Origin of the sequence: Saccharothrix sp. NRRL B-16314, from assembly GCF_000716595.1 — a bacterium.
GTDB lineage: Bacteria > Actinomycetota > Actinomycetes > Mycobacteriales > Pseudonocardiaceae > Actinosynnema.
In genome coordinates, this window is record NZ_JNXC01000017.1 from 86,183 (window position 1) to 106,454 (window position 20,272).

General features: G+C 71.3%; 18 protein-coding genes. 12 read left to right on the forward strand and 6 right to left on the reverse strand.

The window, feature by feature from the left end:
* Positions 1 to 29 precede the first annotated feature (29 nt).
* The 3 genes from OQ02_RS23100 to OQ02_RS23110 all read right to left on the reverse strand — a co-directional run bounded on the left by OQ02_RS23100 (position 30) and on the right by OQ02_RS23110 (position 5,549).
* Positions 30 to 2,885 (reverse strand): tetratricopeptide repeat protein, encoded by a 2,856-nt coding sequence (locus tag OQ02_RS23100; RefSeq protein ID WP_197043451.1) that lies wholly within the window; start codon positions 2,883 to 2,885, stop codon positions 30 to 32.
* Positions 2,886 to 2,896: 11 nt separating this feature from the next.
* Positions 2,897 to 4,732, reverse strand: coding sequence for a toll/interleukin-1 receptor domain-containing protein (locus tag OQ02_RS23105; RefSeq protein WP_033440624.1), 1,836 nt, complete (start codon positions 4,730 to 4,732; stop codon positions 2,897 to 2,899).
* Positions 4,733 to 5,000: 268 nt separating this feature from the next.
* Positions 5,001 to 5,549 carry a carboxymuconolactone decarboxylase family protein gene (locus OQ02_RS23110; protein ID WP_033440625.1) on the reverse strand — a complete coding sequence of 183 codons (549 nt, stop codon included), beginning with the start codon at positions 5,547 to 5,549 and terminating at the stop codon, positions 5,001 to 5,003.
* A gap of 495 nt (positions 5,550 to 6,044) precedes the next feature.
* On the opposite strand from OQ02_RS23110, the gene asnB reads away from it, so the two are divergent.
* The 9 genes from asnB to OQ02_RS23155 all read left to right on the forward strand — a co-directional run bounded on the left by asnB (position 6,045) and on the right by OQ02_RS23155 (position 15,625).
* A complete protein-coding gene (gene asnB / locus OQ02_RS23115) occupies positions 6,045 to 8,249 on the forward strand; it encodes an asparagine synthase (glutamine-hydrolyzing) (RefSeq protein ID WP_033440626.1) in 2,205 nt (734 codons plus the stop codon).
* Entirely contained in the window at positions 8,246 to 9,013 is a 768-nt protein-coding gene (locus tag OQ02_RS23120) for a CPBP family intramembrane glutamic endopeptidase (protein WP_081915867.1), read from the forward strand. The genes asnB and OQ02_RS23120 overlap by 4 nt, the downstream gene beginning before the upstream one ends.
* The gene (locus OQ02_RS23125) at positions 9,010 to 9,807 is read left to right on the forward strand and encodes a hypothetical protein (RefSeq protein WP_033440627.1); all 798 of its coding nucleotides are present in this window, start codon (positions 9,010 to 9,012) and stop codon (positions 9,805 to 9,807) included. Before OQ02_RS23120 ends, OQ02_RS23125 begins: the two co-directional genes overlap by 4 nt.
* A 1-nt stretch (position 9,808) precedes the next feature.
* Complete coding sequence (locus OQ02_RS23130) at positions 9,809 to 10,084, forward strand: PqqD family protein (protein WP_033440628.1); 276 nt, start codon at positions 9,809 to 9,811, stop codon at positions 10,082 to 10,084.
* A 10-nt stretch (positions 10,085 to 10,094) separates the two neighbouring features.
* On the forward strand, positions 10,095 to 10,898 hold the full coding sequence (locus OQ02_RS23135; RefSeq protein WP_033440684.1) for an ABC transporter permease: 804 nt from the start codon (positions 10,095 to 10,097) through the stop codon (positions 10,896 to 10,898).
* Between the two features lie 3 nt (positions 10,899 to 10,901).
* Positions 10,902 to 11,894, forward strand: coding sequence for an ABC transporter ATP-binding protein (locus tag OQ02_RS23140; protein ID WP_033440629.1), 993 nt, complete (start codon positions 10,902 to 10,904; stop codon positions 11,892 to 11,894).
* Positions 11,894 to 12,709 carry an ABC transporter permease gene (locus OQ02_RS23145; RefSeq protein WP_033440630.1) on the forward strand — a complete coding sequence of 272 codons (816 nt, stop codon included), beginning with the start codon at positions 11,894 to 11,896 and terminating at the stop codon, positions 12,707 to 12,709. The genes OQ02_RS23140 and OQ02_RS23145 overlap by 1 nt, the downstream gene beginning before the upstream one ends.
* A 40-nt stretch (positions 12,710 to 12,749) precedes the next feature.
* Positions 12,750 to 13,778, forward strand: coding sequence for a diiron oxygenase (locus OQ02_RS23150; RefSeq protein ID WP_033440631.1), 1,029 nt, complete (start codon positions 12,750 to 12,752; stop codon positions 13,776 to 13,778).
* Between the two features lie 365 nt (positions 13,779 to 14,143).
* On the forward strand, positions 14,144 to 15,625 hold the full coding sequence (locus OQ02_RS23155; protein ID WP_231500178.1) for an AfsR/SARP family transcriptional regulator: 1,482 nt from the start codon (positions 14,144 to 14,146) through the stop codon (positions 15,623 to 15,625).
* Positions 15,626 to 15,708: 83 nt separating this feature from the next.
* Here the strand turns inward: OQ02_RS23155 and OQ02_RS43955 are convergent, their stop codons facing one another.
* Positions 15,709 to 15,867 carry a hypothetical protein gene (locus OQ02_RS43955; RefSeq protein WP_156077234.1) on the reverse strand — a complete coding sequence of 53 codons (159 nt, stop codon included), beginning with the start codon at positions 15,865 to 15,867 and terminating at the stop codon, positions 15,709 to 15,711.
* Between the two features lie 96 nt (positions 15,868 to 15,963).
* Complete coding sequence (locus tag OQ02_RS23160) at positions 15,964 to 16,467, reverse strand: hypothetical protein (protein WP_051772694.1); 504 nt, start codon at positions 16,465 to 16,467, stop codon at positions 15,964 to 15,966.
* 420 nt (positions 16,468 to 16,887) lie between these two features.
* Between OQ02_RS23160 and OQ02_RS23165 the strand changes: the two genes are divergently transcribed.
* Positions 16,888 to 18,120 (forward strand): helix-turn-helix transcriptional regulator, encoded by a 1,233-nt coding sequence (locus OQ02_RS23165; RefSeq protein WP_197043453.1) that lies wholly within the window; start codon positions 16,888 to 16,890, stop codon positions 18,118 to 18,120.
* A 40-nt stretch (positions 18,121 to 18,160) separates the two neighbouring features.
* Here OQ02_RS23165 and OQ02_RS23170 read toward each other — a convergent pair whose 3' ends face one another.
* Entirely contained in the window at positions 18,161 to 18,763 is a 603-nt protein-coding gene (locus OQ02_RS23170; RefSeq protein ID WP_033440633.1) for a DUF3558 family protein, read from the reverse strand.
* 177 nt (positions 18,764 to 18,940) lie between these two features.
* On the opposite strand from OQ02_RS23170, the gene OQ02_RS43960 reads away from it, so the two are divergent.
* Together OQ02_RS43960 and OQ02_RS23175 are read left to right on the forward strand one after the other, a co-directional pair.
* Positions 18,941 to 19,099 (forward strand): hypothetical protein, encoded by a 159-nt coding sequence (locus tag OQ02_RS43960; protein WP_156077235.1) that lies wholly within the window; start codon positions 18,941 to 18,943, stop codon positions 19,097 to 19,099.
* Positions 19,096 to 19,647 carry a hypothetical protein gene (locus OQ02_RS23175; protein ID WP_033440634.1) on the forward strand — a complete coding sequence of 184 codons (552 nt, stop codon included), beginning with the start codon at positions 19,096 to 19,098 and terminating at the stop codon, positions 19,645 to 19,647. Before OQ02_RS43960 ends, OQ02_RS23175 begins: the two co-directional genes overlap by 4 nt.
* Positions 19,648 to 20,272: the final 625 nt, after the last annotated feature.

The window sequence follows — 20,272 nt, forward strand, 5'->3', positions numbered from 1 at the left end:
CGAATGCCTCCCGCGGCGGAATCCGCCGGCTAGTAGAGCTGTTCCAACCGGGCCGACAACAATGTGAAGCTGTTCTCGGGGTCGTCGGACGTCCAGGCCCGGCGCAGGATCTCATACCAATCCGACTGGACGTCCGCGGGGAGCCGGTCGTAAACCTCCTGGAACCGGTCGAATTCGGCCGGGATCGCATCGGCGCCGTGCGAGCCGAGTCGCAGGTCGGCCAATGTCGAGAATCCCTCGGAATAGTGGTGGACGGCCTGGCCGAGCGATTCCCGGTCACCGCCGGCCAGCGCGTCGCGGGCGAGCAGGTGGCCCTGCATGAGCGCCCAGCGGCCCCGCAGGTCGCGGAACTGGTACGTCCGCAGCGCGTCGACGACCTCGGACGCCCGCGCGTCCAGGTTGAGCCGGTAGGCGTGGTCGCCGGTGTCGGTCCACACGCGGTAGTTCAACTCCATGTACTCGATCAGGTTCGCCGACAGGAACCAGCCGTCGCCGACCCGCCGCGCCTCGACGATGGCCTGGTCGAGGTAGCGCAGGCCGAGGTCGGGGTCGTCGTGGCCGAAGATCCGGCCGGCCCGGTTCAGCGCCGACGGGTAGGACCGGATCGCCACGTCCCGGCAGATGTCCAGCGACTGCCGGATCAGCGTCCGCGCCCGGCCGATCGGGTCGGGCGCCAGCGCGACGCCGCCCTGCGCGGCCTGGAACAGGCAGATCGCCTGCTCCTGGTAGACCAGACCCAGCCAGGTGACGTTCTTCAGCGCCTGGAACGTGCTCTCCGCCTCGCTGTAGGCCTGCCACGCCTTCTGGTACTGGTGGTCGTAGCGGTAGACCTCACCGGCCACGCTGAGGGACTGCCCGACGCCGAACGGCTTGTCCAGCCGGACCCGGACCCGGATCGCGCTCTCGACCAGGCTGCGCGCCTCGACGTACCGGCCGCGCAACGCCTGGAGGTACGCCCAGTTGGTCTGGATCGACGCCATTTCCTCGCGGTCCTCGTCCGTGCAGCCGGGCCCGAGCAGGTGCGAGAGCGTGTCCCGCGCCTCGCGATAGGACTTGTCCGCTTCCTCCCATTTGCCGATGTTGCGGTAGAAGTAGCCGAATTCCTTCTTGGCCTGGGCCAGCAGCCGGTCCCGGTTCCCGGTGTGCAGCGACTGCGCCACCTGGGTGGCGCGGTCGAAATGGGCCCACGCCTCGTCGATCCGGTCCGGGACGCGCAGGCACGCGTTGCCGCGCTGGTTGGCCAGGCGGTAGCGCAGGTCGGGGCCGGCCACGTCGTCGGGCACCTCGGAGAGCAGCGCGAGCGCGGTCGTCGGCTGCTCGTTCTGGGTGAGGAACCCGGCGATCCGCAGCACGATCTCCAGGTACCGCTCCGGCGCGGTCCGGGTGAGCCAGACCTGGAACCGGCGCACGACCACCCCCAGCACGTCGTCCAGCGAGGGGACCAGCCGCGCGCGGGGGAGGAAGCGCTCCAGCTCGTGGCACAGCAGTTCCTGGAACAGCAGGTCGTGGCGGGCCGCCGCCTGCGCGTAGAGGACCAGGAACCTCTTCGTCCCCGCGTCGAAGTCCACCAGCAGCCGGTAGTGCAGTTCGGCCGTGTTCAGCTGGTCGAGTTCGCGCTTGTCGACCTCGCCCTGGGCGATCGCCCTGGCCCGCGCCGGGTCCGGGTGGTCGGTCGACGCCCGCTGGTGCCGCTCGTAGTCCTCCCGGTTGTGCCGCACGCGTGCCTCGGTGTCGGCGGCGAGGGTGCTGTAGGCGTCCATCGCGCGGGCCCAGAGCGCGGCGCGCCACGTCTCGTCCTGGTCGTCAAGGGGGATGAGCCGCTGCGCCAGCTCCTCCGCCAGGGCGTCGTGCAGCGTGACGTACCGGTCGTTCGCCCTCGGTCGCACCCAGGGCAGGTTCAGCAGCCGCCGCCAGGCGTCTTCCCAGCTCCGCACGCCGTCCGGCAGCGCGTGGTCGCTCATCAGCCGCCGCCAGACGGTGTGGTTCACGCTCTGCCGCACGACCGCGAGGCGCTTGACCGCCTCCGGCCAGAACCCGGTGTCGCGGTACGGCGTCACCATCCGCCGCCGGAACGCCTCCCGCAGCTCCGGCGTCACGTCGAGGTCCGGGTTCATCTCCGGCGGCGGGTCGTTGCCCTGGAGGTAGTCGACGGACAGCGCGAGCCACAGCGGGTGCCCGTCGGTGAGGGCGACGAGCCGGTCCTTCTCGGCGGCGCCGAGCGCGTCGCGCAGCGGGCCGGCGTCGAAGTAGGCCAGCGCCTCGGCCTCGGTGAAACCGGCCAGGTCGATCGCGGTGGTCTCCAGCCCGTCCTGGCCGCCGAGGTGGTCGTCGATCAGGTCGTGCGGACCGCCCCGGCCCGGCGGGCGACCGGACAGGACGAACAGGGTCTTCGGCAGCCCCTTCATCCACTGGGCGAGGCTCATCAGCAGGTACATGGTGCGCACCGCCTCGACGGTGTCGAGCGTGATGACGACCGTCGTGCCGGTGGCCTCCACGTACCCGCGGTAGCAGTCGACGAACTGCTCGCGGACGCGGCCGAAGTGCCCGGCGACGGTCTCGTGCCCGACCCGTTCGTTGGTGTACCGGGGCAGCTGCGCGAGGTAGTCGAAGTAGGACGCGAAGTACTTCCGGTCGAGCCGGGCGGCGACCTCCTGCTCCAGGTTCGACTGCACCCAGTACTCGGAGTCGTCCACGTCGATCGGGGGCACGCGGACCACGCCCGGCTCACGGCGTTCCGCCATCGCCCGGACCAGCTGCGTCTTGCCCACACCGCCCGGCCCGTACAGCAGCACGGCCCGGGACACGCCGTCGAGCCGGACCGTGCGCAGCGCGTCGAGGACTCGCTCCTCCTCGCGCCGGGCGATGTAGATGGGTTCCTCCGCCAAGGCCACCGTCGTCAACCGCCTTCCGAGAGCGATGCGTCGATCGCGAGCAGGACGGCGTCGAACAGGCCGTCGAAACCGCTCAGCGCCAGTTGGAACTCCGCGTCCCGGCCGAGCCGGTTGGCGATGAACCGGGCGAACTCGCCCGGCGAGTACAACGTCGAGCTGAGGAACTCGCGGGCCAGCTCACCGGCCACGCGCGGCAGCTCGGCGGGCAGTTCGGACCGCTGCTCCAAGAGCTGCCGGGACATCTCGTGCCACAGGCACTCGACCATCATCACGACCTGTTCCTTCGCGGCCTGCTTCACCGACCAGCGCTCGTAGCAGGCCCGGGCCTCCCGGTGCGCGGACGACCGGAGCGGGTCGGACCGGAAGTAGTACCGGTACAGCACGCGCCGGATGGGCCGGCTGATCTCCTGCCACATCTCGGGCAGGTCGGATTCGAGCAGCGTCGTCCTGGTGATCGCGATCCACAGGTCGTCGACCTGCCAGCCGATGTCGGCCGCCATCGACCGCAGCTCCTCGTCCGCGTCGAAGTGGAAGACCAGGTGCGACCGGGTGATCAGCCGGTAGACCACCAGGGCCTTGAGCGCGCGGTCGAGCACGGCGACGCAGCGGCGCGGGTCCTGGTGGCCCCGGGCGAACAGCACCTCGGGGTCGAGCAGTTCGGCGTCGACGTAGGGCCGGGTCACCGCGTCGAACACGGCGTCGTCCTCCGCTTCCTCGTCCAACGCGTAGAAGCTGCGGTCCTCCGCCCACTCGACCCATCGCACCAGCAGGGCGGGCAGGCCTTCGCTCAGCCGGTGCAGCAGCAGCGCGCACGCCCTGGTGTCGGCCGGCGTCAGCAGCGGGTCGTAGGACCGGACCACCTGGTCCACGACCTCGGGGGTGAACTCGCTGAGCGTGACGGGCTCGAAGCGGGTGCTCGCGCCGAACCGGTAGCCCTTCCAGTCGTCGTGCTGGCGGGTGCCGACGACGACGCCGAACCGGGCGCTGCCGTTGCCGTGCTCGCCGAGCCTGCGGTGCAGGTGGGTGAGCACCCGCCGGACCTCCGCGGTGGTCGAGCGGTCCATCCGGTCGGCGCTGTCGAGCAGGTAGAACTGGCGCCGCCGCTTGACGATCTTCCGGACGACGTCCCGGATCTGCTCGTCGGTCAGCACGTCCCGGGTCGCGCCGATCTCGACGTCCAGCAGCAGGGCGAGCACCCGGGCGGGTTTGGACCACGCGTCGGCCAGGCCGTGCAGGTCGAGCAGGCGCACGGTGCCGCCGTCGGAGGCGGCGGCCAGGTGGTCGTGCAGGTGGCGCAGGAACCAGGTCTTGCCCAGGCGTGGCGGTGCGACCACGACCCAGAAGTCCTGACCGGTGGTGAGTTCCAGGGCGTGCCGGACCTTGGCGACTTCCTCGTCGCGGTTGCGGAACCCGACCGGCCGCAGACCGGGTGCCTGCTCCTCGGCCGAACCGAGCGCGGTCAGGACCGGCACGGGTAACTCGTGGCAGTAGGGCGGGTGGAACTCGATCCAGTCGTAGGCGCCGAGGAACCCGCTGTCCTCGTGCCTGGTCGGCGCCACCTGGAGCACCCTGATCACCAGGCCCGGGTCGGCGGCCTGCCGCTGGATCGCCAGCTCGCTCTCCCTGCGGCACCACGCGGAAGCGAGGTAGTGCGGCGACATCAGCACGATCACGACTCCGGCGTCCCTGATGCGCTCGGCGATCAACGGCACGAAGCGGTCACCGCGGGTGGCCGGGTTCTGGAACAGGAACACGTCCTGGTCGCGTTCGCGCAGCAGTCCGGCGAGCTTCGACGCCGTATCGCCGTCCTCCGTCGCGTAGCTGAGGAAAACCCGTGCCATTCTCACCAGTCCTCCGCGATCATCGCCCGTGCGATCGCTGCCTGCACGTGCCGCTTCCCCGACGTGCGCACCGGCGCACCGCGGTTATCGTCACGGAAGACCGTTCTGTCACCGACCGTTCCGCAAAAATGGGGAATGACCCACGGATCGTTGGGATCTTTCACCCGTTCAGCGCCATCGACCCGGTGATCGGGTCGCCGAGGCGCTGCCGCGCGGAACGGCTGCTGCCCGCCGGGGCCGGGTGTCCACAGAGGACTGGACCGGGCGGCTACCCCCGGTGCGTGTAACCGTGGTCGATGATGCGCCGCGCGGCTTCGGCGTACATCCCGGTGTCGGTCGGCGCGAGCGTGCCCAGCCCGTCGACGTACCGGTTGTACATGCAGAACGCCGCCGCGATCAGCACGGTGTCGTGGATCTCGACGTCGGTCGCGCCGTGCTCCCGCGCCGTCTTCACCAGGTCGTCGGTGACGTTGCGGCCCGACTCGCTCACCGCGCCCGCGATCCGCAGCAGCGCCCGCAGCTTGTCCGGCACCGGCGCGGCGTCGAGGTCGGCCCGCACCTGTTCGACCAGCGTCATGCCCTCGTGGAGCTGCGCGGCGGCGAACGCCGAGTGCGAGTCGCAGCAGAACGTGCACTCGTTCAACCCGGACACGTAGGCGGCGATCAGCTCGCGCTCACCGGGCGGCAGCGAGTTCGGGCCGCGCAGCAGGACCTCGGCCAGCTCGTTGAGCGGCTTGGCGGTCTCGGCCCGGAACCGCAGCGGGCCGGTGATGCCGGGGAACATGGTCTCGTCCACGCCGAGGTCGATGTGCGCCATGGGTGTCACGCTAGCCGCCCGACCGGCACGTCGGCCACCAGACCGGACGGCGTCCGAATGGCCGACCGGCCGTACGGCCGTCCCCGCACCGCGAACCCGGGAGCGAGCGGTCCGCCATCGGGGCCGGCGGCCCTCCCGGCACCCGTGCCGAGGCCGTTCCCGCGGTGCCACGGTGATCATCAGCGGACGGCGCGCACGGCGTCTGCCAGCGGATTCCACAGCCGTGCATGTTTTTCATCCCACCTCCGTGGACAGGATGGCTTCGTACCGCTCGGGTCGTTCCTCGGAATCGATCCGGCGGTGCACCCGACCACCCTGGGGAGGAGGTGAGCAGTCGTGAAGAAGTACCGCAAGCCGGTCGCCAAGAAGGTCACCTTCGGTGTGATCCTCGGTTCCACGCCCTGACCCGAGTGATCCGGGGTGCCACCTCGACCGAGGTGGCACCCCTCTCGGGCGGTCTCTTTGTCACGGTAACTCTGGGGGAGGGCGACCCAAATGTGCGGTCTTGCAGGTATTGCGCGTGTGGACGGGGCGTCGCTGGACGCCGAGGCGGACGGATTGCTGCGGCGGATGTCCCAGACCGTGGCCCATCGCGGGCCGGACGACGTCGAGGTGCTGCGCGACGGGCCGGTCGGGCTGGCGTTCACGCGGCTCTCGCTGGTCGACGTGGTGGGCGGTGGCCAGCCCCTGCACAGCAGGGACGGCTCGCTCGTCCTCATCGCCAACGGCGAGATCTACAACCACCGCGAGCTGGCCGCGACGCTGCCCGCCGACGAACGGCCGCGGACCGGATCGGACTGCGAGGTCCTGATCGGGCTCTACCGGCGTGACGGCCTGCGCTTCCTGGACAAGGTGCGCGGCATGTTCGCCTTCGTGCTGTGGGACCGGCGCGAGAACAAGCTCCTCTTCGGCCGCGACCGCTTCGGCGTGAAGCCGCTCTTCTACCACCTCAACCGTGACCGCGTCGTCTTCGGCTCCGAGATGAAGACCCTGTTCTGCGACCAGGACTGCCCGCGCGAGCTGGACTGGCAGGCGGCGATCGCCGACCAGTCGCTCACCAAGCAGCCCGCGTTCGCGACCGGACCGGTCAACACCTGGTTCCGCGACGTCGAACTCGTGGAAGCCGCGACGATCGTCACGATCGACCTGCGCGACGGCCGCACGTCGACCCACCGCTACTGGAGCCTGCCCGACTTCTCGGGCGGCCTGGACCTGTCCGAGGCGGAGTTCGTCGACGCCTACCGCGAGCTGCTGGTCTCGGCGGTGGACGACTGCGGCATGGCCGACGTCGAGATCGGCCTGTTCCTCAGCGGCGGCATCGACTCGGCGGCCGTGGCGGCGCTCACCGGCCCGGCCACACCGCTGCGCACGTTCACCGCCCTCAACGGCAGCACCCTGGCCAACGGCGACGCCGAGCACGGCCACCGCATCGCCGGGATGCTGGGCCTGCCCAACCACCAGGTGCTCCACGACACCGCCACGACACCCACGGCGGAGGAGTGGAAGCGGCTGGTGTGGCTGCTCGAATCGCCGGTGGTCGGCCCCGAGATCTACTACAAGCACGAGATGTACCGGTACGTCCGGCTCGCGCACCCGACGGTCAAGGCCATGCTGCTGGGCGCGGGCAGCGACGAGTTCAACGGCGGCTACTCGGTGACCGTCGCGAACGGCGGCGACTGGCAGGACTACCTGGCCGCGCTGCGCGGCATGGCCCGGCGTCCCGCGCAGGCCGCGAACCCGGACCTGTCCCCGTGGTGGGAGCACTCGGAGTTCCCGCTGCTGCGCGAGGACGTGCTGTGGTCCGGCGCCGACCGGGGCGACCCGCACGCCCGGTTCTTCGCCTGGAAGTACCGCGACGTGCTCCAGTACAACTGCTGGCACGAGGACCGCACGGCGGCGGGCAACGGGATCGAGTCGCGGGTGCCGTTCCTGGACCACCGCCTGGTCGAACTGGTCGGCGGCATCCCGGACCGGCTCCGCGAACCCCTGCTGTGGAACAAGAACATCCTCCGCCGGGCGATGCGCGGCGTGCTGCCGGACGAGGTCGTCGACCGGCCGAAGGTCCCGTTCTTCTACGGCGACGGCGTCGCGTACACGTACCGGACGTTCGCCCGCATGGTGAACGCCGACGACGGCGCACTGCTGGAGGAGGCGCTGTCCGGTCCGCGGGCGAAGGAGTTCATCGACCACGACAACGCCCGCGCGCTGGCCGCGAGCCTGGAGCAGGACCCGTCGTCCGGGCACGTCGAATTCCTCCTGCACGTCGTCAACCTGGGCCTGCTGGAGCAGTTCGCCGCCGCACCGCCCTCGCCGCCGTCGATCGGCCGGGCCACCACGCCGCCGGTCGCGATCGAGGTGACCGACTGGGACGCCGAGGCCGAGTCGGTCGAACAGCTCACGCTGCGCCGCCCCGAGGTGTCGCGGGACGCCGTCGTCCGGCTCGCGGAGGAAGTCCTGCTGCTGCACGGCCCGACCGACCCGGACGTCTGGTACGTCCTGGTGAACGGCGCCGTCGAGTACGTCGTGGACGCCGCGGAGAGCCCGGACTGGGCCCGGTTCCTGACCGCGCTGGCCGAGGCGGACGGTGAGCGGACGGCCGGGGAGGTCGCGGACGCCGTCGGCGCGCAGTGGTCCGCCCTGACGTCGTCGCTGGGTGACGCGGTGGAGTTCGGCCTGGTGCAAGTCGGGGTCGACGGATGACCACGCCCACGTTCGACCGGACCGCGTGGCGGGTGCCGCCGGACCGGCTGCTGGCCGCGACGTGCGTCCTCGCGTTCGCGGTGGCGCAGTGGCAGGTCGAGTGGAGCCCGGTTCCCGGTGTGGCGCGGGCGATCGGCCTGCTGCTGATCGTGGAGACGGTCCTGCTGTGCCTGCCGTGGGGCCTCCCGCGTGACCAGCGCGCCCCCGCCGGGTTCGTCGCGGAAGCGGCGGCGGGGCTGCTCGTCCCGGTCGGCGCGGTCGTCGTGCTGGTCGTGGCGGGCGCGCCGCAACTCTTCGCGGGCGCGGACCTGTGGTGGTACCTGGTCGGCGCGGGGTTCGGCGCGGTCCTGGTGGTGCTGGGCGGGATCGACCTGAGGGGACTGCTCGACGGCAGCCTGGCGTTCCTGCGCGGACCGACTCCGCGCCCGCACGGTGTGGCCCGCGCGGTGTGCTCCCTGGCCGCTCCGCCCGGTGAGGAGGCGGTGTTCCGCGGTGTCGTCCTGGTGGCGGCGGCCGGTTCGGCGCTGCCGCTGGCGATGATCGGGGCGGTCGCGTTCATCGCGCGGCACCGCGTGCAGCCCGGCGCCAACGGGCGCGCCACGTCACGCGCGTTCCTGGTGGAGGCCGCCGCGGCGGTCGGCTTCCTCGTCATCACCGCCTGGTCCGGGTCGCTGTGGCCGGCGCTGCTCGGCCACCTGCTCAACAACCTGCCGGCGTTCGTGCTCCAGCTGCAACGGGCCACTCCTGAAAGGATAGTCGCATGACCTCCACCGACCGGCAGACGCCGGTGTTCGCGGACGCCGTCGGTGAACTCTCGTCCCGCGAGCTGCTGCCGGCGGACACCCTGGTCGTGTTCGTCGCCGGCTCGATGGCCCGGGGCTGGGACAACGAGACGAGCGACGTCGACCTGTACGTCGTCTCCGCCACACCGTGGACCGGCCCGACCGGCCAGTCGATCTCGGCGCCCGTCGTACCGGAGGAGGTGCCGGTCGAGGCGTTCCGGGCGGGCGGGCGGCGGTGGGAGGCGAAGTACTGGGTCGACACCCAGGTCGACCAGGTCCTCGCGAAGGTCGGGTGGGACGCGCTGGAGGACGGCCGGCTGCCGCCCTACCGGCTCGTCAAGGACGAAGTGCTCCTGCTCGAGCGGATCTGCCACGGCGTGACCGTCCTCGGTCCCGAGTGGACGGAGCGGCGGCGCGCGGAGATCTGGGACTCCGCGCTGCGGGCGGTCCTGGTGGCCAGCGAGCTCGACCTCGCCGACTCGCGGTCCGAGGACGCGCTGGGCCAGTTGGCGGCCGGGGATTTGGACAGCGCCGTGCTGTCGGCGCGGCTGGCGTTCGGGTTCACGGTGGAGGCCCTGCTGGCCTCGCTCGGCGAGTTCGGCTCGGGGGAGAAGTGGCGTGCCCGTCGGATGCGGGCGGCCAAGCCCGACGTCCTGCCCTACGACCTGTACTGGGAGATCGAGACCATGCGCGGGCTCGACCCGCAGGACGTGGGCGTGTGGGTGCGGCGAGTGGTGTCGGAGTGCAAGCGGATCACGCGTGAAGTGGATGTGTGACATGGAACAGCCCAGTGCGGACTCGGTGCCGTGCAACCGGATGGACGTCCGGGTGCGCAAGTTCAAGGGCAAGGTGCTGGTGGCGGCCGGTGACCAGGCGTTCGAGCTGGAGGACACCGCCGCGTTCGTCTACCAGCAGGTCGACGACACGCGCACGGTGCGGGAGATCGGTGAGCGCCTCGCGGCCGAGTACGACGTGGAGCCGGACGTCGCGGTCGCCGACGCCGCCGAGCTGATCGCCGAACTCGTCCGGGCGCGAGCGCTCGACGTCCGCTGAGGTGGCGGCGATGGCAGTGGCCGCGGCGACGTTCCAGCGCTCGTGGAAGGTGACCGCGCGCGCCTACCCGTGGACCTACTTCACGTCCACCGTCGTCACCGGCGGGTTGACGGTGGCCCTGGCGTACCTCGCGTTCCACGCGATCGGCGGCGGCCGGGTCGAGGCCGGGTTCGCGGCGAAGGCGGGGTCGGCGGACTACGTCGGGTACGTCGCCGTCGGCGCGATCGCCTTCACGTTCACCGTGCGGCTGGTCCTGTGGGTCGCCAAGGCGCTGATCGGCGAGGAGCGCGAGGGCACGCTCACCGCCCTGGTCGTCACGCCGTCCCGCCGCTGGCCGTACCTGATCGGCTGCGCCGGGTTCTCCGCCCTGAGCACGCTGGTGGAGTCGACGGCGGTCGGTGCGGTGGCGCTGTGGTTGGGCGTCCGGTTCCCCGCGGTGGAGGCGGTGCCGATGATCCTGGCCGCCGTGGTGTTCGCGGTGGCCGTGTTCGCGCTGTCGGTGCTGGTGGGCGGGGTGATGCTGTTCGCGGGGGAAGCGCACATCACGCAGAACACGCTGTTCGCGTCGCTGGCGCTGCTGGGCGGGTTCTCCTTCCCCCGCGACTACCTGCCCGGCGCGGTGCGGTGGCTGGGCGAACTGGTCCCCGTCACGCAGGCGCTCGACGGCGTGCGGGCGGTGCTCGCCGGCCGGACGGCCTTCACCGACCTGGTCGGACCGCTCGCGACGAGCCTGGCGATCAGCGCGGTGTGCCTGGTGCTGGGTGCGGTCCTGCTACCGCGTGCCGAACGACGAGCCATCGAAAGGGCGTTCTGAATCATGGACGGCATCGTCACCCGATCGCTGCGCAAGAGCTTCCCGGTCCGCGACCGGCTGTTCGGCCGGAGCCGCGAGCACGTCGCGGTCGACGGCCTCACGCTCACCGTCCCACCCGGGTCGGTGACCGGGCTGCTCGGCCTCAACGGCGCGGGCAAGACCACCACGATCAAGGTGCTGGCGACGTTGCTGCGGCCCACGTCCGGCACCGTCACCGTGGACGGCCTGGACGTCGTGACGCAGGCCCGGGACGTGCGGCAGCGGATCAACCTCATCGCGGGCGGCGAGCGGATGGTGTACGCCCGGATGACCGGCCGGGAGAACCTGCGCTACTTCGGCCTGCTGTACGGCGTCCCGACCAAGGTGCTGCCCGGCCGGGTCGACGAACTGCTGGACCTGGTGGGCCTGACCGACGCGGGCGACACCGTCGTCGAGCGGTACTCGCGGGGCATGACGCAGCGGCTGTCGATCGCCCGCGGACTGGTCAACGACCCCGCCTACCTGCTGCTGGACGAGCCGACGCTCGGTCTGGACGCGCCCGTCGCCCGTGACCTGCGCCGGGTGGTGGCGTCCCTCGCCGCCCGCGGCAAGGGCGTGCTGCTCACGTCCCACTACCTCACCGAAGTGGAGGAACTTTGCGCGAACGTCCACGTCATCGCCGGGGGACGTCACCTGGCCGAGGGCACGCCCGCGGAGCTCACCGCGGCGACCGGCGGCAACCGGAAGGTGCGCGTCACCGTAGCGCGGCACTCCGCATCGCTGGCGGCGGCAGTCGCCGGTTTCGCGGACCGCTTGGGCGTCACCGCGACGTGCGACCCGGACGACGACGGTGGCGCGGTGGTCAGCCTCAGCCACCCGGACGACGTCGCCGGCCCGCTGGTGACGGCGATCGTGGCGGCCGGCGGGGCGGTGACCGGGCTGGAGCTGAGTGAGCCGTCGCTGGAGGACGCGATCATCGCGCTGGCCGGTCAGGCGCCGGAACCGGTGGTGGTGTGATGGCCGTGCTCGGCATCCTGCGGGCGGAAGCGCTCAAGCAGCGACGGCGGCTCGGCGGCAGCAAGCTGGTGTTCTTCTCCATGCTGCTGTGGCCGGTGCTGGAACTCGCGGGCGCCTTCTACACGGTGCGCCCGGTGATGACGGCCGCGGCGGCGGAGCGGTGGCCGGCCGCCGCCGACGAGCACCAGCTGTTCGCGTTCCTGGCCACCGGGGCGCTGGGCTTCACGTTCTTCTTCGCCCAGGTGCAGTCGGCGTGGCACTTCTCGTTCGAACGGCAGACCGGCACGCTGGAACTGCTGTTCCTGTCGCCGGCGAACCGGCTGGTGCTGGTGATCGCCAACGGCGCGGGCGCGCTGGTGCAGAACACGTGGGTGTTCACGTGCTTCACCGCCGCCATGCTGACCGCGTTCGACGTGGTCCGGGTCGCGCACCCGGCGATGTTCGTGGTGGTGTTCCTGGCCCTGCTGTTCCCGGCGGTGGCGTGGGGCGCGCTGCTCAACTCACTGCTGATCTTCTCCCGCGACTCCGCGTTCCTGTTCATCCTGTTCAGCGAGCCGATGTCATTCGCCAGCGGGGTCCGGCTGCCGGTCTTCGCGCTGCCGGTGTGGGTCGGCACGATCGCGTCGCTGCTGCCGCTGACCGGGAGCCTGGTCGTCGTGCGCGGCGCGCTGCTGGACGGCGACGGGCTGGGCGAACTCGCACCGCACCTGCTGGGCCTGGGTGCGCTGAGCGCGGTGCTGGTCGTGCTCGCCGCGGTGGTGCTGCGCGTCGGTGAGCACCGCGCGCGGCGGACCGGGCGGCTGCGGCTGTTCTGAGGGCCGGTACCGGAGGGACCGACGGAAAGGGGGAACGGGCATGTGCGGTACGGCTGGGATGTTCGTCGGGTGCGCCGCGGTGTCGTTCTGCCCGCGCACGCTGCTCGCGCCGAAGCCGGCTCCGGTGCCGGAGGGCGACGAGTACCGCAGTCCGTTCGGTTCCTGGTACGAGCGGTCGAGCGTGCGCGTCGCGCCGAGGCGGGTGCTGGGCGACGGCGACGGCGCGCGGCACTTCTTCTCGCCGGACATGGTGGCGGTCGCGCGTCACCCCCTGGTGGAGCGGATGCCGCCCGGTGTGTTCCGGGAGGTGCTGTTGCAGCACCTGTACCGCTACCTGGACTTCACCGCGAAGCTCGAGTACCTGGTGGTGAACCGGACGGTCGCGGGCATCGCGCACGGCTCGGTCGGCGTCGAGCTGCCCGAGGAGATGCGGTTCGACGCGCTCAAGATCTACTGCGACGAGGCCTACCACGCGCTGTTCTCGGCCGACCTCGCCCGGCAGGCGCGGGACCTGTCCGGGGTGGCGCCGGTGCTGCCCGCCGAGCCGTTCTTCCTGCGCCGGCTGCGGGAGATCCAGGAGGGCTCGCCGCAGGAGTTCCGGCCGCTGGTCGAACTGGTCTTCGTGATCGTGTCGGAGACGTTGATCTCCGCGACGCTGGCCGACGTGCCGGTGGACGAGACGGTGGTGCCCGCCGTCCGCGAGGTCATCCGCGACCACGCCGTGGACGAGGGCAGGCACCACGCCTACTTCGCGTCGTTCCTCCGGATCCTGTGGGGCCAGTTGGACGAGCGGGCGCGGGACTTCACCGCGCGGGTCGCGCCGTCGCTGATCGACGCGTTCCTGCGGCCGGACTTCGACGCTGTGCGCGCGGAGCTGCGGGGTTATGGGCTGGACGCGGACGAGGCCGAGCAGGTCGTCGCCGAGGTGTACCCGGACGAGGTGGTGCGGGAGTTCTTCCGGACCACGGCGCACCAGACGGTCCGGTACTTCCACGGGCTGGGGGTGATGGGCCGGCCGGGAGTGGGGGAGGAGTTCGCCCGGCTCGGATTGGTCGACGGCGCGGTGTGAACGAATTGGTCGGGTGGCCGGAATTTCCCTGTGGCATTCCGTACTTGCTTTCGTCCGCTGTCGGTGAAGCGCGAACAGGGGACATATTCGTCCGTTGCATGATCATGCCGGATTGTGCGCCCGGTCGTTCCCGGTACCGGCTCTGACCTGGTAGGACTATTCGACGGGCGCGCTCGGTGACCTCCGTGGCCCCCTTTTGGCGCAGCGGTTGTGCCGATAGTGTGAATCCCTGTGCTCGTTCCACCCAGTGGACGCGTAACGGAGTAATCACCGTAGGGGCAGATGTAGCATCCGCAACCTGGGGGTGGAGTTCAGTGGACTTGCGCTTACTGGGGGAAGTGTCGCTTTCGGTCGACGGTCGTGTGGTGGATCTCGGGTCGGCGCGCCAGCGGTGCGTGCTGGCGGCTCTGGCGGTCGACGCCGGGCGCGTGGTGTCGACCGACCGGCTGATCGAGCGGATCTGGGGTGACGGGCCGCCGTTGCGGGTGCGGGCGACGCTCCTGACGTACCTGTCCCGGTTGCGCCGGGTGCTGTCGGACGTCGACGGCGCCGACATCGTCCGCCGGTCCGGCGGATACCTGCTGGACGTCGACTCGGCGGACGTGGACCTGCACCTGTTCCGCGCTCTGTGCGCACGTGCCCGCGGGGTGGAGGACGTCGAGGCGGTGGCGTTGCTGCGCGAGGCTGCGCGGCTGTGGTGTGGCGAGGCGTTGACGGGCCTGGGTGGCGACTGGGCGCTGGCCGAGCGGGACCGGCTCCACCAGGACCGGGTGAACGCCGAGAGCGACCTGGCCGACGCGTTGCTGCGGCTCGGGCACGGCGAGGACCTGGTCCCCGAGCTGTTCGCCCGCGCCGCCGCGAACCCGGTCGACGAACGCGTGGCGCGGCAGTACATGCTCGCCCTGCACCGCGCCGGACGGCCCGCCGACGCGCTGGAGCACTACCGGCAGTTCCGGGTGCGCCTGGTGGAGAACCTGGGCACCGATCCGGGCGCGCCGCTCCAGCGGCTGCACCGGCGGATCCTCGACGCCGACCCGAGCCTGACCGAGCCCGCGCCGCCCACGGCGTCCCAGTCGGCGTCCCAGCAGGCGCCTCAGCCGGCGGTGGAGCTGGCGACACCCGTGCCGCGCCAACTGCCGCCCGCGCCGCCGCACTTCACCGGTCGGTGCGCCGAGCTCGCCGTGCTGGACGCGAGTGCGCTGGACGGCGTCCGCCGCACGGTGGGGATCACCGCTATCACGGGCGCCGCCGGCATGGGCAAGACGTGGCTGGCGCTGCACTGGGCGCACCACAACGCGGACCGGTTCCCCGATGGACAGCTGTACGTCGACTTCGGCCGCGGTGGCAAGCGGATGAGCCCGGCCGTGGCGGTGCGGGGGTTCCTGGACGCGCTCGGCGTCGCACCCAACGCGATCCCGCCCGACCCGCAGGCCAGGATCGGGCTGTACCGGAGCCTGGTGGCGGACAAGCGGTTGCTCGTGGTGGCGGACAACGTTCGCAGCGCCGACCAGGTCGTGCCGCTGTTGCCGGGCAGTCCGACGTGCATGGTGGTGGTGACGAGCCGGGACGGGCTCATCGAGCTGTTCACCCGGCACGGCGGGCGGGCGTTGCCGGTGGACCGGCTGAGCTGGCCGGCGGCGCGCGATGTGCTGACCGCCAGGTTGGGACGCGCCCGGCTGCTGGCGGAACCCGAGGCGGTGGAAGAACTCCTGGTCCGCTGCGGCGGGTTCCCGTTGGCGCTGGGCGTGGTCGCGTGCCGCGCGGCGGCGGACCCGCGCCTGCCTTTGGCTGCGCTGGCCGCCGAACTCCGCACGGCCACCCGCCGGCGCGCCGCCGTGGTGGCCTGACCCGGCCGTCCTGACCCGGCCGTCCTGACCCGGCCGTCCTGACCGCGCCGTCCCTCACCCCGCCGTCCTGACCCCGCCGTCCTTTACCCGCCCGCCGGGCTCACCCCGCCCGCCGCCTGGCCCCCGCGCACGACGCGGCCGTCGTCACCGGAGAATTCGACCGGTCGGCTCGTGGGCACCGCGGTCGTGTTGGTCGCGTGGTCGAGGGTCGAACTCGGCGACCACACGACAGCCCAGGTCACCGCGGGCAGCGTCCTGGGCTTGGTCGTGGGTGGCCTCCCTTACGCCCTCTTGGCGTAGCCGCTCAACGCCGTCCCCGGCCCAGGCGGTGACGGGGCTCAGTCCACCGGGTCGAGGGGCGTCACCGGGGGCTTCCCCACGTAGGGCCCGGAGCAGACGCTCTCGCCGCGGTAGCAGGTGAAGTATTCGAGGCCGTCGTAGGGATCTCCGCTGGTCATCCAGACCTGAACCCGGGTGGCCCCGCCGGCGACGTCCGCGACGAGGGGGAGGGAGGCAGGCCCGGACCTGTCGACCCAGGTGCTGGAACTGTTCCAGTCCAGCCACGTGCTGGCTGCCCAGGCCTGCGCGTAGACCCGCCGTTCCCCGACGGCCTTGAACGCCCCGTCGACGCCGACCGCCCGGTTGTACCAGGTGACCGTGCCTTTGTAGTAGCTCGCTCCGACCTCGATCGAGAAGGTGCTGGTGGGGTAGCCGGCGGCGGTGGCGGGCGTCGCCGCTGAAACCATCCCGGCAACCGACACCACCGCGGCCACGGCCGCGCCGATCTTCCTCGTGCGGCTCTTCGTCGGCGTTCTGCCCTTCGGCTTCACCATGCTGACCACGCCCCCTTTGTCGAGTGGCGGGCGCGCGTGCGCCCGGCTACTTTAAGTCGCCGGGCGCATGCGGAACGTTACATGCGTTGTCGCTGACCTGGTCCTCGAACCGTTGCCGGCGGCAGCGGCCGAGCCGATGATCACGCGCCGGTACCGATCCCCATTGCACCGCGTTTCGCAGGACGATCCGACTCGCCACGCACACCGGTGCCACTGAAGCCGATTCGCCCCTGGCGATCACGCACCGTCAACTCAACGCCGAACCCGCGACAGTCGACTATGCGGCCCCACCAGTCGGAACCCCTGGCGCGGCAACGCCGTCGCACGAGCACTTCAACGCCCGCTGCTGCCGACGGCACCCGACGTCATCGCAGGTCCGGTGACACACTCGACAGAGGCACAGGCAACGTCAGGGAGGCGGAGCCGGCGATGAGCGAGGACGTCCCGAGCTGGGCGCGGCGCATCCGGGCGCTTCGCGAAGCCCGTGGCTGGTCCCAAGTCGAGGCAACCGAGCGGATGCGCCGGCACACGGTCGACGCTCTCCCCGATCCCGACCACCTGGTGCGAAGGTGGAAGGCATGGGAGCGCGGCGAGAACAAGCCGAGTCCGCACTACGCCCCGCTCATCGCCGCCGCACTGCACACCGTCACCTCGGCGCTCTTCCCGCCCGACAACCGCACCGACTCCGGCCTGGAAATCGTCAACGCGACCGGTATGGACACGATGGAGGTCGTGTCGAGGCTGCAATCGTCCTCGGTCGACGACGCGACTTTGCAGGCTCTCCGGATCACGGTCGACCGGCTCTGCTCCGTCTACGCGCACACTCGCCCGGAGGAACTCGTGGTGGAAGCGCGCCGGTGGTTGCGACGGATCGTGGAGATGCGCGAGGAACGGCTCAGCTTCCGGCAGCGTCGCGACACCTTGGAGCTCGCCGGTTGGTTGGCGTTGCTGGTGGGCTGCCTGGAGCACGACATGGGGGACCGGCGAGCCTCCGAAGCCACCCGTCAGTCCGCACTCGGCCTCGGCCGTGAGGTCGCCGGCGCAGGCATCCTGGGCTGGGCGCACGAGATGAAGGCGTGGTTCGCCCTCACCTCCGGCGACTACCGGGGCGTCGTCGCGGCTGCGCGAGCAGGGCAGACCGCCGCAGGAAGCCACTCGGTGGGCGTGCAGCTCATCGCCCAGGAGGCCAAGGCGTGGGCGCGCATGGGCCGACGGGGTGACATGGAAGACGCGCTGGAACGGGGACGGGTGCTGCTCGACTCGCTGCCCCATCCCGAGAACACCGACAACCACTTCGTGGTGGAGCCGCTGAAGTTCGACTTCTACGCGATGGACTGCTACCGCCACGCCGGTGACGACCGCCTCGCGAGCACGTTGGCCGACGAGGTGATCCGTGGCGCCACGGACGTCAACGGGTTCGAGCGGGCGCCCATGCGCATCGCGGAAGCACGGATCACGCTCGGCGTCGCCGCAGCGCGCGAAGGCGACCTCGAGGGTGCCGTGGCGTTCGGCCGCCAGGCGTTGTCCGGTGCACGGAAGTCACTCCCGTCCTTGGTGATGGTCGCCCAGGATCTGGCAACCGTCCTGACCGACAGGTTCCCGGGCGAAGCGGAAGCCGAGACGTACCTGGAGCAGTTGCGCGAGCTCCGCCGCTGCTGTTGACCAGACGTGTCCGGGCTTCGTGGAGACGGTCCTCGGAGCGTCAGGCGGCGGGCAGTCGGTCCAGGGCGAGGGCGGCGAGGGACTGGGCTGCGGGGCACACGTCGGCCTGCTCACCGGCACGCTTCAGGCTGACGGCCATCACCGGCTGGTCGGTGTGCTGGTCGACGGGCTTGCGCAACGCGACGCGCAGCACGCACAGCCCGGCCTGGGACCGCCGCCGCGTCGGGTGCCCGCTGATGACCCCCTGCTCGGTCCCCTGCCACATGTCCGCCCGGTGCACCTGGATGATCAGGAACTCGGCCGGCATGCCCTTGGCGTCGACGCTGTCACCCAGCTGCCACGAGCACCGCTTGCCGGGTTCCGTCACCAAGTCCTCCGCGGAGGGCGCCTTGGCGGTCGCCTTGATCTCCTCCACCGTCAGCAGCGCGCACACATCACCGCCGGTGAACCGCTTCGGCGAGGACGCGGCCAGGTCCTGCGGCCGGGGGTCGGTCGACTCCGGCACGGGGCCCCAAGTGGACGGCGGCACCGAAGTGGCGGACGGCGGCGCGGCCGGAGCGGGGTCGGGGGTGCCGGTGCACCCGGCGACGAGGAACGCGAACGTCAGCAGTCCCACGGTGGCGGGCCGGACACGGAAGGTCACGACGGGCCATGCTACGTCCACCGCGAAGTGGTGGGAACCCGATCGTGGTTACCGCATCCGGAAATCGGACAACAACGGCGGCACCGAGCACGCGAACGCCTGCCACCGGTCGCCCCGCAGCTGGATGCTCTCCGGACGGCCGGCGTCGCCGGCGCCCAGACGTTCGGGGAAGCGGCCGTGCTGCCCGCGCCCGACGTCGACTTCCACCTCCTGGCGCGCTCCGGCGCGGTCACCGCGAACGTGCTGCCCGGCCGCGAGCCGCACCGGGTGCAGTACCGGGAGGTGCCGCAGCTCGAACGGGGTTTCCTCGACGAGAACACCACCCTGGTCAGTTGACGATCGGCGGCAACGACGCCCGGTTCGGCGACACCATCTCCGAGTGCCTGGACCCCCGCGTGGGCGACTGCCGCAAGAGCGTGCTGAAGGGCGACGCCGAGCCGTTGGCCACGACGCTGCCCCGACGGCTGGAGGAGGTCGGTCCGGCCACCGCCGCCGTGCTCCGGGCGATGCGGGAGAAGGCGCAGAACGCCGAGATCGTCCTGATGGGGTACGCGCCGCTGTTCGAGTCCGGAGCGGTGTGCGAGAACGCGGGGATCAGCCGCGACGAGGTCGACTGGCTCAACGCGGCGGCCGTGCGGCTGCGGGACGTGCACCGGGCGGCCGTCGCCCAGGTGGCGCGGGTCCACTATGCCGACCCCGGCCCGCGCTTCGCGGGCAGCGCGCTGTGCTCGCCGGAAGCCGCGTTCAACGGGCTCATCATCAAGAAGACCCCCGGTAAGCCCACTTGGAAGCCCGTGTCGGCGCAGTCCTTGCGCCCCAACGAGAAAGGCGTGCGCCTGCCGGCCGAGGTCTTCACCGAAGAGCTGCGCCGCTTGGGCAGCTGAACCACCACCGTTTGTCGTGCACAGGAGGAAATCATGACCATTCGCACGACGCTGATCGGCACCGCGTTCCTCGCCGCCGCCCTCGCACCGGTCACCCCGGCGCAGGCCGCGGAGGTCGGGTGCAACACGGAGAGCTGCCTGCACTAGGACCCGGTCGCGATGGGCTGCACGCGCGCCGCGTGGGTCATCGACGAGATCACCGTGGCGCTGCCGACCAGCGGGCCCATCCGGACCCGGTTGCAGGCCCGCTACTCGCCCGCGTGCAACGCCGCATTCGCCTACGTGCAGGACACCACCCTGGAAGCGCGGCCCGATGATCTACGGCCGCCGGGAGGAGTTCCACGCCTGCATGGATACGGAGTTCGGTCCCCTGGAGTGCACTCGGCACAGCGCCTGACCATTGCCCCATGCGGCCCAATCTGTTGCTCGGCGAACGCCGTATTCGCGAATACGGCGTTCGCCGGCAGCCGGGCCGTCGCCGTTGTTCCTACCACTCCCGGTGTATCGGTGTTCACCCCCACCGGATGACGACCGCAGTGGCCCGCTGTGGCTATGTTGGAGTGGAGTGGGATCGCGTCCGCCGGGGGTGCGGACTGAGTGCGCAGGTCAGGCGATGTGAGGGGGT